The organism is Aquiluna sp., from assembly GCF_965064355.1.
This window is the reverse complement of record NZ_CBCHRQ010000026.1, coordinates 1-15804: the sequence shown is the minus strand read 5'-3', so window position 1 is coordinate 15804 and position 15804 is coordinate 1. Positions and strand designations below refer to the sequence as shown.

Here is a 15804-nt window from a genome sequence, read left to right as displayed (position 1 = left end):
CTGCATGTTGTGGGTAACGATGACGATGGTCATGTTTTCCTTTAGCTCCAGGATGGTCTCCTCGATGCGACGAGTAGATCCTGGGTCAAGGGCTGAACATGGCTCGTCCATCAAAAGCACGTTTGGGTCCATAGCCAATGATCTTGCGATGCAAAGACGCTGCTGCTGGCCACCGGAGAGCGAGAGTGCGGGCTCGGAGAGGCGATCTTTGACTTCGTTCCACATCGATGCGCGCTGAAGTGACTTCTCAACCAGTCCATCGCCATCCTCAATCTTGCGACCGGAGAGCTTGAGGCCGGAAAGAATGTTCTCCTTGATGGTCATGGTTGGAAATGGGTTTGGCTTCTGGAACACCATGCCGATGTTGATGCGAACATTCACCGGGTCAACCGCCTGAGCGTAAATATCCTCGCCGTTCAGCAAAACTTGACCGCTAAGGCCAGCGCTTGGGATGAGCTCGTGCATGCGGTTCAGGGTGCGGATAAAGGTTGACTTTCCGCAACCGGATGGTCCGATTAGCGCTGTGACGTGATTGTTCTGAAACTGCAAGGAGACATCACGCAGAACGTGGCGCTCACCAAACCAAACATTGATGTCTTTGGTTTCTAGGTGATTGAGGTTGGTCATTATTTCTTTCTCCTCTTTGGCTTTGAGCCGACGCGAGTGGCAGAAGCTATACGCGCTCCGACGAACAGGATTCCAACAAAGATCAATAGCACAAGCGCTGCTCCCCAGGCACGCTGCAAGCTGGTCGCGTCTCCTAGGTATAGGAAGTTGTAGATGTAGGTAGGGAGGGTTGCCATACCGCCTGCCAATGGGTTCGCGTTGGTTTCGTTTGCAATAACCGCAGTCAAGATCAGCGGAGCTGTCTCACCAATGATTCGAGCCACACCCAAAAGCACTGCAGTCACGATTCCAGACTTCGCAGCTGGCAAAGTCACCATGAAGAATGCCTTGTAGCTCGGTGCTCCCAGAGCTAGTGCTCCGTTGCGAAGTTCACTCGGGACCAAACGCAACGCTTCCTCCGCAACACGCGAGATAGTAGGAAGCATCAGTGGGATAAGCGAAAGCGAGGCCATCACGCCCACCTGGCTCGACCAACCGCTAACAATCAACATTGAGTAGATGAACAGACCCGCCACAACCGAAGGCAAGCCAGCCAGGGCCTGCAACAAAGTGCGCACTACTCCCCTAGCACCATCGCGAGTCTCAGTTAGGTAGACAGCGGTTGCAACAGCTAGCGGAACTGTGATGACAGTCGTGATTCCGGTAATGATTACCGAACCAAGAATCGCGTGACCGGCTCCACCAATTTCAAGCCCGGTAGTTCCCGTGATGTAGCGATTGTTTTGGTAGATAAAGTGCGGTGAAAGCGCAGCTGCACCTTCGGAGATAACGCTCCAGATAACCGATGCTAAAAGCACCAGCACGAAGGTTGAGAAGAAGAAGGTCACGACCATCAATAGACCGTCGTTGACGCCCTTGCGGCCATAGGAGTAAAAACCTGCCCAAGCACCAAAGGCCAACTGGATTGGCAAGAAAATTGTTAGCAGGGCGGCCATAAAGTCGAGCTGTAGTCCAAGCCACGCCGCCACAAAGATTGCCGCCGGAACCAGCGATGTGATCCAAGAGGCAAAACGAACGCGTCCACCTAGCTTCTCCCAGGGAGCGGCGTTCTTTGGCCTTGGCTGTGCCAGCATGTCGGTCATAGCTTCCTCCAAGGCTGAGCCTTTGCAACGATGTAAGAGGCGATCGAGTTGACAATCAAGGTCACTACGAACAGCACAACACCGGCTGCTAGAAGGGCAGAGAGCTCAGTTTCTAGCGCTTCGTTGAAGCGAGCTAGCACCAGCGATGCCACCGCACCACCGGATGGCTCAAGAATCTTGAACCAGTTGAAATCGTCAAAGGTTAGGTTTAGCACGAAGAAGATGGCCACTGTTTCGCCCATTGCGCGACCTAGAGCCAATAGCACTCCACCGACGATTCCGCCGGAGGCAGTAGGCAGAATCACCTTGCGGAAGATTGACTCTCTTGTGCCGCCAAGCGCCATTGCACCCTTGATGATCTCCTGATCCATCTGAGAAAAAATCTCTCGGGTGATCGAAGCGATAATCGGCACGATCATTACCGCAATAACCAAAGAAGCAATAAACGGTGAACGCAGGAAGATGTCCACTGCGTTACTGAAAATTGGGATAAAGCCAAGTGCCTCGCTGAGCATCCTTCCCCATTCGGCAGCTACCGGAGAGAAGACTCCCAGTCCCCATAGACCGATCACGATCGAAGGAATGGCAGCCAAAAGGTCAACCACAACGGTTGCCACCTTGGCCACACGCTCAGGCGCGAGGAATGAGATGAAGTAGGAAATTGAAATAGCCATCGGAACTGCCAACGCCACGCCAATTGCAGCAATCAGCAGCGATCCATAAAGCATTGGGCCCAGGTGAAAAATCTGTGGATCAGTTGTTGAGTTCCAGCCTGCTCCGAAGATGAAGTTCACTACACCTTGAGATTCAAAAGCCGGCCATGCACGAAGCATCAAAAAGAACAGAATTGCGGCTACCAAAACGAATGATGAATAGCCGGCTGCCTTGGCAACCGCAAAGAAAACCTTGTCCGCGGTGCGAGATGGCTTGCTGCGCAGCTTTAGGCGCTTAGGCGCGACATCGTTCGACATGTTCACTAGCGTGGGGTCTGTGGGTTGAATTGCCACGAACAAAAGGTTAACGAAAGGTTAACTGCGAGCGAGAATTACGAGAATGAAACTGGAGTGCCACTCCAGATTTGCTGCATTCGAACCAGCATTACTGTCACTGTCAAGATTCCAGCACCCATCACCACAGTTGACCAGCGATTGCGGTCAATAAGTGCCCAGATGGCTGCGGCTACCGGAACCATTAGCGCCACAATCAGATAGCCAAAGAATTCCCATGTGTCGAGCTTGGCCCGCTCCCCCAAAATCACCAAGGTAATCGATGCAATCAGCTGCATCAGCAACCCGAATTCGCTGCCGGCAACAAGTGCTAGCGAGAAGCCAGATGGCTTGCGACCGATCAGGCCCATCACGACCAGCAACAACCCAGCCAAAACGCCAAACCAAAGTTGCGCCTGATACCACCACTCAAGCATTGAAGACCTCTGGGAAAACTACAACTGACTTCAGCTCATTGCCAACAGGCTCGAGCACGGCAAGCAGTTCTGAATTCCAGGTGGCAGCGATCATTCGGCTTGCCTCAACGGCAATTCGCTTGCCGTGGACAATGTCTTGAGCCTGGTCGGAAGTCAGTTCGATAGCTGGAAATAGCTTTAGCACCGATTCACTAAGTGGAATCGCAACCGGTGGCTTATCGATCTCGGTGGCATTAGCCAAGTCGAAGTTGCCAATTTTTGTTCTGCGCAGTGCAGTCAAATGCCCGCCAACACCTAAGGCAGCGCCAATGTCTCGGGCCAGTGCTCGAATGTAGGTGCCTGAGGAGCAATCAACCACAACTTCAAAATCTAGATAGTTCTCAACTTGGCGCGGCTCAGAAGTTCTTTGAAAATTCGAGACGGTTACCGATCGCCCTTTGAGTTCAACTTCCTTGCCATCGCGAACCAGGTCATAGGCCCTTTTGCCATCGACCTTAATTGCGCTCACCGATGAAGGAATTTGGGTAATTTCGCCGGTCAACTTTGCAATCTCAACATCGATTTGCTCTTTGGTAATCGCTACTGCGGAAGCGGAAGTAAGAATCTCGCCCTCGGCATCGTCGGTGTGGGTGGATGCACCTAATCGAATGGTCGCAATGTATTGCTTATCGCTACCGGAGATGAACTGCAGCAACTTGGTACCGCCGTCAACTCCCAGCACCAAAAGCCCGGTAGCCATAGGGTCCAAAGTTCCGGCGTGACCAATCTTTCTGGTACCCAAGATGCCGCGCAGTTTTGCAACCACGTCGTGGCTGGTCCAACCCTGCTGCTTATCGATCAGCACCAGTGCGGATGGCATTACTCTTCCGAAGTCTTTGGCTTGATGTACGGGTCGGCATCGCCGGCAGGCTCGGCATTCTTGGCAATCTTTTCCAGCTCAGCATCGCGACGTTTTGCCTCGGCCAAAAGATCAGCCATTGCTCCGGCAGCAACCGGAACCTCATCGTTGATGAACTCAATAGATGGTGTGATTCGAATCCCTAAGTGGCGACCGATCTCGCTGCGAAGCTTGCCCTTGTGGCTCTCCAGAATATCTTTCGAAACCTCAAGGTCCTCAGCGCTACCAAACACTGTGAAGTAAAGCTTTGCCTGCGAAAGATCAGGGCTTACGCGAACGTCGGTAATGGTCACAAAACCTAGGTCTGGGTCTTTTACAACCTTTTCCATTGCCTCTGCGGCCAATACCTTGATTCGCTCTCCTAGTCGACGAGCACGTGCGTGATCAACCACTAGACCCTCGGCTTCTCGACCATCTCGTAGGTTTCGATAACGTCATCAACCAAGATGTCGTTGAAGTCACCAAGACCGATACCACACTCGTAGTCGGTCTTTACTTCGGTTGCGTCATCCTTGAATCGCTTCAGGGAGTCAACCTTTAGACCTTCCTTTATCATCACGCCATCGCGCATCACGCGAGCCATAGCGTTGCGGCGGATTAGACCCGAGCGAACGTATGAACCTGCGATGGTGCCGAACTTGGAGGAGCGGAAGATCTCCCGCACTTCTGCGGTACCCATCTGCTGCTCTTCGTACTCTGGCTTGAGCATGCCCTTGAGCGAGCTCTCGATATCGTCAAGTGCGTTGTAGATGACCGAGTAGAAACGAACGTCGACGCCTTCGCGTTCGGCACGCTCTCTAGCCTTGTTATCTGGTCGGACGTTGAATCCAATGATGACTGCAGAGTCAACCGTTGCCAGGTTCACGTCAGACTCGGTAATCGCACCAACACCGCGGTGGATGATTCGTAGCTGAACTGAATCGTCGACCACAATCTTGAGCAAGCTGTCTTCCAGGGCCTCAACGGCACCGGATACATCACCCTTGATGATGAGGTTAAGGGATTCAACCTTGCCCTCTTCAAGCGCCTTGGTGAAGTCCTCAAGCGATAGCTTCTTGCGGGTCTTGGCCAGTAGCGCGTTTCTGTCGGCTGCTTCACGCTTCTCGGCGATCTGACGAGCCTGACGCTCATCTTCTGCCACCACGAAGGTGTCACCAGCGCGTGGCACGGACTGAAGACCTAGAACCTGAACCGGACGGGAAGGGTATGCCTTCTCTACCGCTACACCGTTCTCATCGAACATCGCACGAACACGACCGTGTGAGCTACCGGCAACAATTGCGTCACCAACCTCTAGGGTTCCAGACTGAATTAGAACGGTTGCAACCGAACCACGACCACGGTCTAGGTTGGCTTCAATCGCAACACCGCGAGCATCGCGGTCAGGGTTGGCACGAAGGTCTAGTGCAGCATCTGCGGTTAGCAGAACTGCATCTAGCAAACGGTCAATACCCTCGTTCTTCAATGCCGAGACGTCAACGAACATTACGTCGCCACCGTATTCCTCGGCAACCAAACCGAACTCGGTTAGCTGCTGACGAATCTTGGCAGGGTTTGCACCCTCCTTGTCGACCTTGTTCACTGCTACCACGATTGGAACATTGGCGGCCTGTGCGTGATTTAGCGCCTCAATGGTCTGAGGCATAACGCCGTCATCAGCTGCAACCACCAAGACTGCAATATCAGTTACCTGAGTACCACGAGCACGCATAGCGGTGAACGCCTCGTGACCCGGGGTGTCAATAAAGGTGACGGCGCGATCGATGCCCTCGTGAGTGGTGTGAACCTGGTAAGCACCGATGTGCTGAGTAATTCCACCGGCTTCGCCAGCAACCACGTTCGCACTTCGAATCGAGTCCAAAAGCTTGGTCTTACCGTGGTCAACGTGACCCATGACGGTGACGATTGGTGGACGAGCCTGTAGATCCTCGTCATCCTCATCCTCAATACCGGTTGAGATGTCCAATCCAAAGCCTTCGAATAGCTCGCGCTCTTCGTCCTCAGGGGATACGACCTCGACCTTGTAACCAAGCTCAACACCGAGAATTTGGAAGGTGTCCTCATCCAAGGATGCAGTGGCGGTAGCCATCTGCCCCAGGTGGAACAACACGGTAATCAACTGGCCAGCGTTAGCGCCAATCTTGTCTGCGAAGTCCTGAATTGAGGCTCCGCGGCGAATACGAACAACGGTGCTACCGTCGCCGCGTGGCACCACGGCACCACCGAGGCTCGGTGCAGATCTCTGCTCAAATTCTTCTCTCTTAGTGCGCTTGGACTTACGGCCCTTGTTCTTAGAGCCACCCTTTCCAAATGCACCTGCGGTACCCGCACCTCGACCTCCGCGACCTGCAGGACCTGGACGACCGCCCGGAGCACCTGCACCGGGTGCACCGAATCCCGGAGCACCGCCTGGACGTGGACTACCAAAACCAGCACCGGCTGGACGAGGTGCGCCGCCTGGGCGAGGAGCACCACCCGGACGAGGAGCACCACCCTGACCTGGTCGAGCACCGGCTGCACCGGCTGCACCGGCTGGACGTGGAGCTCCACCAGCTGGGCGAGGGCCGCGGCCCATGCCCTGGTTCGAGCTAAATGGGTTGTTACCCGGGCGAGCCATTGGGCGTGGGATGCCCATGCCCTGGTTAGAGCTGAACGGGTTGTTACCCGGACGTGGAATTCCAATGATTGAACTAGCTGAAGCTGGAGCAGCCAGGGCTGCAGGCGCAGCTGGAGCTGGAGTATCAGTTACTGAAGACTCTTCACGAGGTGCTGGCTTGGCAACCGGTGCGGCAGGGGCCGAAGTCTCGGCCTGTGGGGCAGCTGCCTTTGGCTCTGCCTTCTTAGGTGATGCCTTACCGGCGTTTGGATACGCGGCGCGAAGCTTTGCTGCGACCGGTGGAGTGATGGTGGAAGACCCACCCTTGACATACTCGCCAAGCTCTTCAAGCTTGGATAGTGCGACCTTTGTGTCAATGCCAAGTTCTTTGGCTAGGTCATATACGCGTGGAAGCGCCACTTAGTTTCTCCTGTTCGGGCCTGCCGAACAGGGCAGGCTTTAGTTGTGAGCGAATCTCATTTCGAGGAACTCATTTTGTTTCCAGCATCTTCTCTTGCCTGTCTATGCCAGGCCTCAAACTCAGCGGTACTTGCTTCGCCCAAGGCTTTTCTGAACCCTTTTCGATCCAAAACTAATTGTGAACAGTGGCTGTGAAACCAAACCCCTCGGCCTGGAAGCCGGGCTGCGAGATCAACTCTCACAACGCCGTTTTCTGCTACTGCTCGAACCAAGTTTTCTCTCGAATCGCGCTGGCGACAGCCAACGCAGGTTCTTACCGGCACCATTCTAGGCCCTTAGCCCTAATTGGGCTAGCCCTCGAGAATGCTGTCGGGCTGAATGTCGATCTTGGCGCCGGTGAGCTTCGCTGCCAATCGAGCGTTCTGACCCTCTTTGCCAATCGCCAGCGATAGCTGGAAATCGGGAACCAAAACTCGTACTGCCTTGGTCGCAGCATCAATTACAAAGGCATCGGAGACTCTGGCAGGCGATAGCGCTTGAGCCACAAACCTAGGTAGATCTTCGCTGAAGTCCACGACGTCAATCTTTTCTTCGTTTAGCTCTGCAGAGACCGCACGGACACGCTGGCCTAGCTCGCCAATGCAAGCACCCTTGGCGTTGATGCCCGGCTCCTTGGCGATTACTGCAATCTTGGTGCGGTGACCGGCTTCACGAGCAACCGATGCAATCTCGACCTGACCGGATGCCACCTCTGGCACTTCAAGTGCGAAAAGTTTGCGAACTAGGTTCGGGTGGGTGCGGGAAACAGTGATCTGAGGACCACGGGGTCCGCGCTGAACATTGGTGACATAAACGCGGATACGGCTACCGTGCGAGTAGTTCTCACCCGGCACCTGCTCCTCGGGAGGCATCAGCGCTTCGATGGAACCTAGGTTTACGTAAACCATGTTGGAGCGAGAACCCTGCTGAATTACACCTGCGACGATGTCGCCTTCTTTGCCCTTGAATTCGCCGAGCAGGCCCTCATCGGAAATCTCACGCATGCGCTGAGCAATAACCTGCTTAGCTGCAGCCGCTGCAACGCGACCAAAGCCCTCAGGGGTTACGTCCTTCTCGCCGACCTGCTCACCCTCTTCGTTGAGCTCAGGTGCATAGATGGTGACGTGACCGGTCTTGCGGTCTAATTCTGCGCGTGGGCCTTTGGGCTGGTCTTGGCCGGTCTTGGAAAAAGCTGCCAAAATTGCGGACTCGATGATGTTGACCAGGTCATCAAAAGGAATGTCTTTTTCGCGCTCCAAAAGTCGCAGCACCGAAATATCGATATCCATGAGGCCGCTCCTAACGTATTTTCTTATGCGCGCTTAGCTAAAAGCTCAGCTATAGCAGAGTCTAGCTTGACCTGAACCCGCTCGCCGCTTCGGCGGTTCCATAATTCAACCTCGCCGTCGGCAACTCCACGACCGCAAATGATGATCCAGGGAACGCCAATCAGCTCAGCGTCGGCAAACTTTACGCCCGGGCTTACCTTGGCGCGGTCATCCAAAATTACCGAAAGATTGAACTTCTCGGCCTCTTTAGCAAGCTGCTCGGCGGCTTCGAAAGGAAGTTCGTCCTTGCCGGCGGCGATGATATGAAGATCTGCTGGAGCTACGCTCTCAGGCCAGATCAAGCCATTGTCATCGTGAGATGCTTCGGCAATCACGGCAACCAATCGGGTGACACCGATTCCGTAGGATCCCATGGTCACGGTGACAAGCTTGCCGTTCTCATCCAGCACCTGAAGTCCAAGCGCCTCGGCATACTTACGACCGAGCTGGAAGACGTGCCCAATCTCGATTCCGCGTGCAAGTTCAAGCGGTCCAGAACCATCTGGGGCTGGATCTCCCTCACGAATCTCGGCGATGTCTGCTACCCCATCGGCCAGGAAGTCACGTCCGTAGGTGAGGTGATAGACGTGCTTTTGATCAACGTTTGCGCCTGTGATCCACTGGCTGCCCTTGGCAACTCGTGGGTCAAGCAAGTACCTAATTCCAGTTGCGGCTTCCTTGCCCAATTGCTGAACGCCGTCTTTCACAGGCCCGATGTAGCCCTTTACCAAAAGTGGGTGCTTGACAAAGTCTTCTTCGCCTGCAGCCTCGACCTCGTTAGGGCCAAAGAATGCCTCGGCGCGCTTCTGATCAACATCGCGATCGCCAGGAACACCAACGATTACCAGCTCGCGCTTACCGTCTGGGGCGATCAGCGCTAAAACCACATTCTTTAGGGTGTCTGAAGCGCCCCATTTGCCATCGCTCTTCGGGAAGCTGGCGTTTGAGTAGTCCACCAATGTTGCGATGGTGGGAGTGTTTGGAGAATCGTGCACGACAGCGCTTGGGTTCTTGGAACCATCAACATCTTCAGCAACTGCAAACTTCACAGCCTCAACATTGGCTGCGAAACCTCCTTGCGAGCGCACGAAGGTGTCCTCACCAATTGGAGATGGGTTTAGGAATTCCTCTGACTTAGACCCACCCATCGCACCGGCATCTGCCTTCACGACCGCATACTCAACGCCAAGGCGCTGGAAAATACGCTCGTAGGCATCACGTTGCGCCTGGTAGCTGATGGCCAAACCTTCGTCGGTGACGTCAAATGAATAGGCGTCCTTCATGACAAATTCACGACCGCGCAAAAGGCCAGCTCTTGGCCTCGCCTCATCGCGGTATTTGTTTTGGATCTGGTAAATCGACAGCGGTAGATCCTTGTAAGACGAGTAGAGGTCCTTCACCAACAAAGTAAAGACTTCTTCGTGGGTAGGAGCTAGCAGGTAGTCGGCCTTCTTGCGGTCTTGAAGCCTAAATAGGTTGTCGCCGTATTCTTTCCAGCGCCCGGTGATCTCAAAAGGCTCTCTTGGCAAAAGTGCTGGGAAGAAAACTTCCTGCGCTCCGGCATTGTCCATCTCTTCGCGAATGATCTGTTCGATGCGAGCTTTTACCCGAAGCCCAAGTGGCAACCAGGTGAAAACACCCGGGGCATTGCGACGAATGTAACCAGCGCGAACCAAAAGGCGGTGGCTGTTTACTTCCGCGTCGGAAGGGTCCTCGCGCAAGGTGCGCAGAAAAAGTGAGCTCAAGCGAATAGGCATGGGCTCAATGTTAGCTACTTGTCAGCCACCATTACCTGAGCCGTGCCAATAAGAGCAGGGTCCATTTCAGCTGCAATTCGATTTGCCTCTTCGATCAAGGTGGCAACAATCTCAGATTCAGGGACCGTCTTTACGACCTCACCCTTCACAAAAATCTGTCCCTTGCCATTGCCGGAGGCCACACCCAGGTCTGCCTCACGAGCCTCACCAGGACCGTTTACTACGCAGCCCATAACGGCCACACGAATTGGAACGGTTAGGTGCTGAAGCCCGGCGGTCACATCATTAGCCAAGGTATAAACATCAACCTGAGCACGACCACAAGATGGGCAGGAAACAATTTCTAGCTTGCGAGGGCGAAGGTTTAGCGATTCAAGAATCTGAGATCCAACCTTGATTTCCTCAACCGGAGGAGCAGACAGCGAAACGCGAATGGTGTCGCCGATGCCCTTGGCCAAAAGCGCACCGAAAGCCACTGAGGACTTGATGGTTCCCTGGAATGCAGGTCCTGCCTCGGTAACGCCAAGGTGTAGCGGCCAGTCACCGCGCTCTGCCAACATTTCGTAGGCCTTGACCATTACCACCGGGTCATTGTGCTTCACGGAAATCTTGAAGTCGTGGAAATCGTGCTCTTCAAACAGGCTGGCTTCCCAAACTGCTGACTCAACCAACGCCTCAGGGGTTGCCTTGCCGTACTTCTCCAAAAGGCGAGGGTCCAAAGAACCGGCGTTTACACCGATGCGGATCGAGACGCCTGCCGCTTTTGCTGCCTTGGCGATGTCACCAACCTGGTCATCAAACTTACGAATATTGCCTGGGTTTACTCGAACCGCACCGCAACCGGCGTCAATAGCTTGAAAGACGTACTTGGGCTGAAAGTGAATATCTGCAATTACCGGAATTTGGCTGCGCTTAGCGATGATGCGAAGCACATCAGCGTCATCCTGGCTCGGCACCGCAACGCGCACGATGTCACAACCAGAAGCGGTTAGCTCAGCAATCTGCTGCAGTGTGGCGTTGATGTCGGTGGTTGGGGTGGTGCACATCGATTGCACGGAGATTGGGGCATCGCCACCTACGGCAACCTTGCCGACCATGATCTGGCGGGTCTTTCTCCGAGGAGCCAGCGTTGGAGGTGGCGCCTTAGGCAGACCTAGATTTACAGCAGGCAATTGATTCCCTTCTTTACCCAACAAAGCATAAACATTTGCCGGGCTACTTTGTTCCTAGCCGAGCGTGATTGGGTTTACCAAATCCGCCAAAATCAAAAGCACACCCACAAAAATCAACACCAACCAAACCCCATATGCCAAAGGCAATGTTCTTGCGGTGTCGATCGGACCCGGGTCCTTTTTGAGAAAGACTCGACCAAATCTACGCTTTAGCGATTCGTAGATTGCCCCCAGCACGTGACCACCATCAAGTGGCAGCAGTGGAATCAAGTTGAATGCGAAAAGCGCGAGGTTCAATGCTCCCAACAGCAACAAAAGGGATGCGATCTTTGACTCAAGTGGTAGCTCAGACTGGCTCAGCTCCCCCGCTATTTGGCCGACGCCAACAATTGACACCGCACCATTTTGGTCTCGCTCGGAAAGCCCAAATGTTGAGCTGGTAACAGCCCAGACCTGCTGCGGCAAGGTCAGGATAAAGCCAAAGGTTGCACCGGTTGCACCTAGGCCATAGCTCAGTGAATCGCCAATCGGCATCTGGGTGTTTTTCGGTTCAAGTAGCACTCCCAAAAGCGGCTTGAACTCGGTCTGAGGCACACCTGAATCGTCAAGCAAAGCCTTGCCATCGGTATCGTAAATCGGTCGCTCTAAGAACACCGGAGTCACCGATAGCTCGAGTTTTTCACCAGCTCTGGTCAATTCAACCTGGGACGTACTCCCGAGGTTTTGATTAAACCCAGCAATCACTTCCTGCCAGCTTGCGACCGGCTTGCCATTCACCGCGGTGAAGGTATCTCCGGGTTCAAGACCTGCGAGCGCCGCCGGGGAGAGTGGAGAATCGATTAGGCAACTGCCGTCCTCTTGCACATCGACGCACTGGTAAACCTTTTGGATACTCAAGCTCTGCTGCATGGTACCGATGCCGCTCAGTGCAACTGCAATCAGCAAAAGCCCCAGGAAGAAGTTCATCACGGGACCACCGAGCATGATGATCAGCTTTTTGTAGGGCGCCAACAAGTAGAACTGACGATTGGCATCAGATTCTGAGATGTCTTCGCGCTCTGCGGCTCGAGCCTCGTTGATCCACTTAGAGAACAGACCGCGGGCTGGCTTTTTTTCCGGCGGATACATGCCGGTCATCAAAATGTAGCCACCAAGTGGAATGGCCTTGATCCCAAACTCGGTTTCTCCCCGACGCCAGGACTTTACGGTTGGGCCAAAGCCGATCATGAACTGCTTGACCCGCACCCCGAAGTGCTTTGCCGGTAGATAGTGACCTAGCTCGTGCAGGCCAATAGACAGCGCAATTCCAAGGATGACGGCGAAGATGCCCAAAAGGTAGAGAACGATATCCATTTGCCTCTAACGCTACCTGCTAAAGCCTTGCCTAGGCGTTAGCTATCAGCGAATCCGCAGTCCTGCGAGCCCAACTCTCAGCATCCAGCACAGAGTCGAGACTTAGCTGCTGGGACGCCTGGTGCTGGGAAACCACTTCTTCGATGACCTCAAAAATTCCAGTGAATCGAATCTTGCGGGCGTGGAATGCATCTACCGCCTGCTCATTGGCTGCGTTGTAAACCGCCGGGTAGGTAAGTCCTGCTATGCCAACCTGACGAGCAAGTGTAACCGAACCAAAAACGTTTTCATCCAGTGGCTCAAATACCCAATTGTGCGACTTGGTCCAGTCCACCGCCTGGCTTACATGACCCAATCGCTCTGGCCATGCCATACCAAGGGCAATCGGAAGTTTCATGTCCGGTGGCGAGCACTGCGCAATCACTGAGCCGTCAACAAACTCAACCATCGAGTGCACCACCGACTGCGGATGCACTGTTACCTCGATGCGATCAAATGGGATGTCAAACAAGAGATGCGCTTCGATCAGCTCTAGACCCTTGTTCACCAAGCTGGCCGAGTTGGTGGTTACCACCTTGCCCATGCTCCAGGTTGGATGCTTTAGAGCCTGCTGCGGCGTTACCTCAGCAAGTTGCTGCTTGCTAAAGCCCCGGAATGGTCCGCCGGAGGCGGTAAGAATCAACTTCGCAACCTCAGATTCGGTTCCTGATCGAAGGCACTGCGCAATCGCTGAGTGCTCTGAGTCGACCGGAACGATTTGGCCAGGCTTGGCCAATTCCTTAACCAAGGGACCGCCAACAATCAGAGATTCCTTATTGGCTAGCGCTAAGACCTTGCCCGAGCGCAAAGTCGCGAGGGTTGCTGCCAGCCCGACAGAACCGGTGATTCCGTTGACGACAACATCGGCATCCAAATCGGCAACCAGCTGCGCTGCAGCCTCAGCCCCAATAGCAACCGAGTCTTCGGGTAGTCCAAATTGTTTCGCCTGAGCAAAGACAAGTTCTTTGTTTGAGAAAGCAGAGAGCCCAACTAGCTGAAGTTGGGCCGGATTTGCGGCAATAACCTCGAGGGCTTGGGTGCCAATCGATCCGGTGGAACCAAGGACAATTACTCTGCGCATTCCAAAAGCTTAGAACTCGCTCTCAATTCTGTGTAAATGAGGGCCAGCAATCCCTGCGAGAAATTAGAATAGGAACATGAGCCTTGAGCAAAAGAGAATCCTCGTAACCGCAATTCCAGGTCCACTTTCCACCCAGATGCAAGAGCGCCGCAAGCAGGTAATCGCTGCCGGTGTTGGCACTGCCCTGCCAGTCTTTTTTGACCACGCCCACGGCGCGATCATGAAGGATGTGGACGGCAATCAATTCATTGACATGGGTAGCGGTATTGGCGTGGTGACCATCGGTCATACGAACGCGCGAGTTGTTGAAGCCGTTCAGAACCAGGTTGCAAAGCTCACCCACACGCTTTTCACCGTTGCTCCGTATGAGCCATACGTTCGTGTTGGCGAGCTAATCACCAAGCACGCTCCAGGAAACTTTGCCAAGAAGGCAGCCTTTTTCACCTCTGGCGCCGAGGCCGTTGAGAACGCTGTGAAGATTGCCCGCAAGGCAACTGGTCGCACCGAGATTGCGGTTTTTGACCACGCTTACCACGGTAGAACCAATCTGACGATGAGCATGAACTTCAAGATGCACCCATACGGCACCGGCTTTGGCCCGCTTGCCGGCAGCGTGCACCACGCTCCAATGAGCTACCCCTTCCGTGATGCCGATGGCATGACCGGCGAAGAGGCTGCAACCAGAGCAATCACCTACTTGGAGAAGCGCGTCGGCGCTACCCAGCTAGCTGCAGTCTTTATCGAGCCAATTCAGGGTGAGGGTGGCTTTATTGTTCCAGCCCCAGGCTTCCTAAGGACTCTCTCCACCTGGTGCCGCGCCAACGGCATCGTGATGGTCGCCGATGAGGTTCAGTCCGGTATCGCAAGAACCGGTAAGTGGTTTGCATCTGAGTGGGAAGAGGGCTTTGAGCCTGACCTAATCACTGTTGCCAAGGGAATCGCGGGCGGTATGCCGCTATCAGGTGTGGTTGGTCGCGCCGAGATTATGGATGCTTCTCACGCCGGTGGACTAGGTGGAACCTTCGGTGGCTCCCCTACCGCTACCGCCGCCGGTGTCGCAGTTTTGGAGCAGCTCGAAGAGGGCGGCTGGCTAGAGCGTGCGCTTGAGATCGAGACTGTTTTGCTTACTCGCCTGGGAGAGCTCAAGAGCCAGTACCCAATAATCGGCGACCTTCGCGGTAAGGGTGCGATGATCGCAATCGAATTGGTCGAGCCTGGCACCAAGACCCCAAATTCTGCTGCTGTAGATGCCCTGGTAAAGCACTGCCACCAAAACGGTGTGCTAATTCTCAATGCCGGTACCTACAACAACGTGATTCGATTCTTGCCTCCGCTGGCTATTACCGACGAGCTGCTGCACGATGCTATGGACGTGCTGGCTGCCGGTTTGGCAAAGTTGTAAATCACCCCTTAGGGTGGTTTTAGAGCCTTTCGGGCTCAGAATTAGAAATTCAATCAGAATCGAAGGTGATTCATCGTGCATGCCTACGGTGACAGAGCGCGCCTAGACAACCTTTTCAAGGCAGAAATCAACCGCTTTATCGAAACCCACCCTCAGTCAGCTAAGAACCACCAGCAGGCGCTAGGCCCAATGGTTCAGGGTGTACCAATGATTTGGATGTCCAAGTGGCCAGGTCCATTCCCAATCTACGTTGACCACGCCAAGGGCTCACACTTCACAGATGTTGACGGCCAGGATTACACCGACTTTTGCCTAGGTGACACCGGTGCAATGTGTGGCCACGCTCCAGATGCAACCGTAAAGGCAGTGCAGAACCAGATTGCTAAGGGTTCGACCTACATGTTGCCCACTGCAGATGCCATCGCTTCGGCGAATCTATTGGCAGAGCGCTTTGGTATGCCAAAGTGGCAGTTCACCCTCACCGCAACCGACGCCAACCGTCACATTTTACGCTACGCCCGTCACGTGACCGGGCGACAGAAGATTGCTGTCCACGACTACTGCTACCACGGGACCGTGGACGAAAC

The 15804-nt window shown here is 54.3% G+C and carries 15 protein-coding genes; 2 read left to right on the top strand and 13 right to left on the bottom strand.

Going from position 1 to position 15804, the window contains the following annotated elements; all coding sequences use genetic code 11:
• From AC128V_RS03785 to dxr, 13 genes are all read right to left on the bottom strand, one after another.
• Window positions 1–627 (bottom strand): phosphate ABC transporter ATP-binding protein (locus AC128V_RS03785; RefSeq protein WP_482763350.1); only part of this gene is annotated, 627 nt, incomplete at its 3' end.
• Window positions 627–1709, bottom strand: coding sequence for a phosphate ABC transporter permease PstA (gene pstA / locus AC128V_RS03780; protein WP_482763349.1), 1083 nt, complete (start codon window positions 1707–1709; stop codon window positions 627–629). The genes pstA and AC128V_RS03785, both read right to left, overlap by 1 nt.
• Entirely contained in the window at window positions 1706–2716 is a 1011-nt protein-coding gene (gene pstC / locus AC128V_RS03775) for a phosphate ABC transporter permease subunit PstC (RefSeq protein ID WP_482763348.1), read from the bottom strand. Before pstC ends, pstA begins: the two co-directional genes overlap by 4 nt.
• Before the next feature lie 38 nt (window positions 2717–2754).
• Complete coding sequence (locus tag AC128V_RS03770) at window positions 2755–3132, bottom strand: hypothetical protein (RefSeq protein ID WP_482763347.1); 378 nt, start codon at window positions 3130–3132, stop codon at window positions 2755–2757.
• Complete coding sequence (gene truB / locus AC128V_RS03765) at window positions 3125–3991, bottom strand: tRNA pseudouridine(55) synthase TruB (RefSeq protein ID WP_482763346.1); 867 nt, start codon at window positions 3989–3991, stop codon at window positions 3125–3127. Before truB ends, AC128V_RS03770 begins: the two co-directional genes overlap by 8 nt.
• Entirely contained in the window at window positions 3991–4422 is a 432-nt protein-coding gene (gene rbfA / locus AC128V_RS03760; RefSeq protein WP_482763345.1) for a 30S ribosome-binding factor RbfA, read from the bottom strand. The genes truB and rbfA overlap by 1 nt, the downstream gene beginning before the upstream one ends.
• Window positions 4422–7046, bottom strand: coding sequence for a translation initiation factor IF-2 (gene infB / locus AC128V_RS03755; protein ID WP_482763344.1), 2625 nt, complete (start codon window positions 7044–7046; stop codon window positions 4422–4424). The genes rbfA and infB overlap by 1 nt, the downstream gene beginning before the upstream one ends.
• A 56-nt stretch (window positions 7047–7102) precedes the next feature.
• Window positions 7103–7372, bottom strand: a complete 270-nt coding sequence (locus AC128V_RS03750) for a YlxR family protein (protein ID WP_482763343.1) — start codon at window positions 7370–7372, stop codon at window positions 7103–7105.
• Window positions 7373–7396: 24 nt separating this feature from the next.
• On the bottom strand, window positions 7397–8374 hold the full coding sequence (gene nusA / locus AC128V_RS03745) for a transcription termination factor NusA (protein ID WP_482763342.1): 978 nt from the start codon (window positions 8372–8374) through the stop codon (window positions 7397–7399).
• A gap of 23 nt (window positions 8375–8397) precedes the next feature.
• On the bottom strand, window positions 8398–10170 hold the full coding sequence (locus AC128V_RS03740; RefSeq protein ID WP_482763341.1) for a proline--tRNA ligase: 1773 nt from the start codon (window positions 10168–10170) through the stop codon (window positions 8398–8400).
• A 14-nt stretch (window positions 10171–10184) separates the two neighbouring features.
• A complete protein-coding gene (gene ispG / locus AC128V_RS03735) occupies window positions 10185–11342 on the bottom strand; it encodes a flavodoxin-dependent (E)-4-hydroxy-3-methylbut-2-enyl-diphosphate synthase (protein WP_482763340.1) in 1158 nt (385 codons plus the stop codon).
• Window positions 11343–11396: 54 nt separating this feature from the next.
• Entirely contained in the window at window positions 11397–12695 is a 1299-nt protein-coding gene (locus AC128V_RS03730; protein WP_482763339.1) for a M50 family metallopeptidase, read from the bottom strand.
• A 31-nt stretch (window positions 12696–12726) separates the two neighbouring features.
• Window positions 12727–13815 carry a 1-deoxy-D-xylulose-5-phosphate reductoisomerase gene (gene dxr / locus AC128V_RS03725; RefSeq protein WP_482763338.1) on the bottom strand — a complete coding sequence of 363 codons (1089 nt, stop codon included), beginning with the start codon at window positions 13813–13815 and terminating at the stop codon, window positions 12727–12729.
• 76 nt (window positions 13816–13891) lie between these two features.
• On the opposite strand from dxr, the gene gabT reads away from it, so the two are divergent.
• Window positions 13892–15217 carry a 4-aminobutyrate--2-oxoglutarate transaminase gene (gene gabT, locus AC128V_RS03720; protein ID WP_482763337.1) on the top strand — a complete coding sequence of 442 codons (1326 nt, stop codon included), beginning with the start codon at window positions 13892–13894 and terminating at the stop codon, window positions 15215–15217.
• Between the two features lie 75 nt (window positions 15218–15292).
• On the top strand, window positions 15293–15804 hold a 512-nt coding region (locus AC128V_RS03715; protein WP_482763336.1), incomplete at its 3' end, for an aminotransferase class III-fold pyridoxal phosphate-dependent enzyme.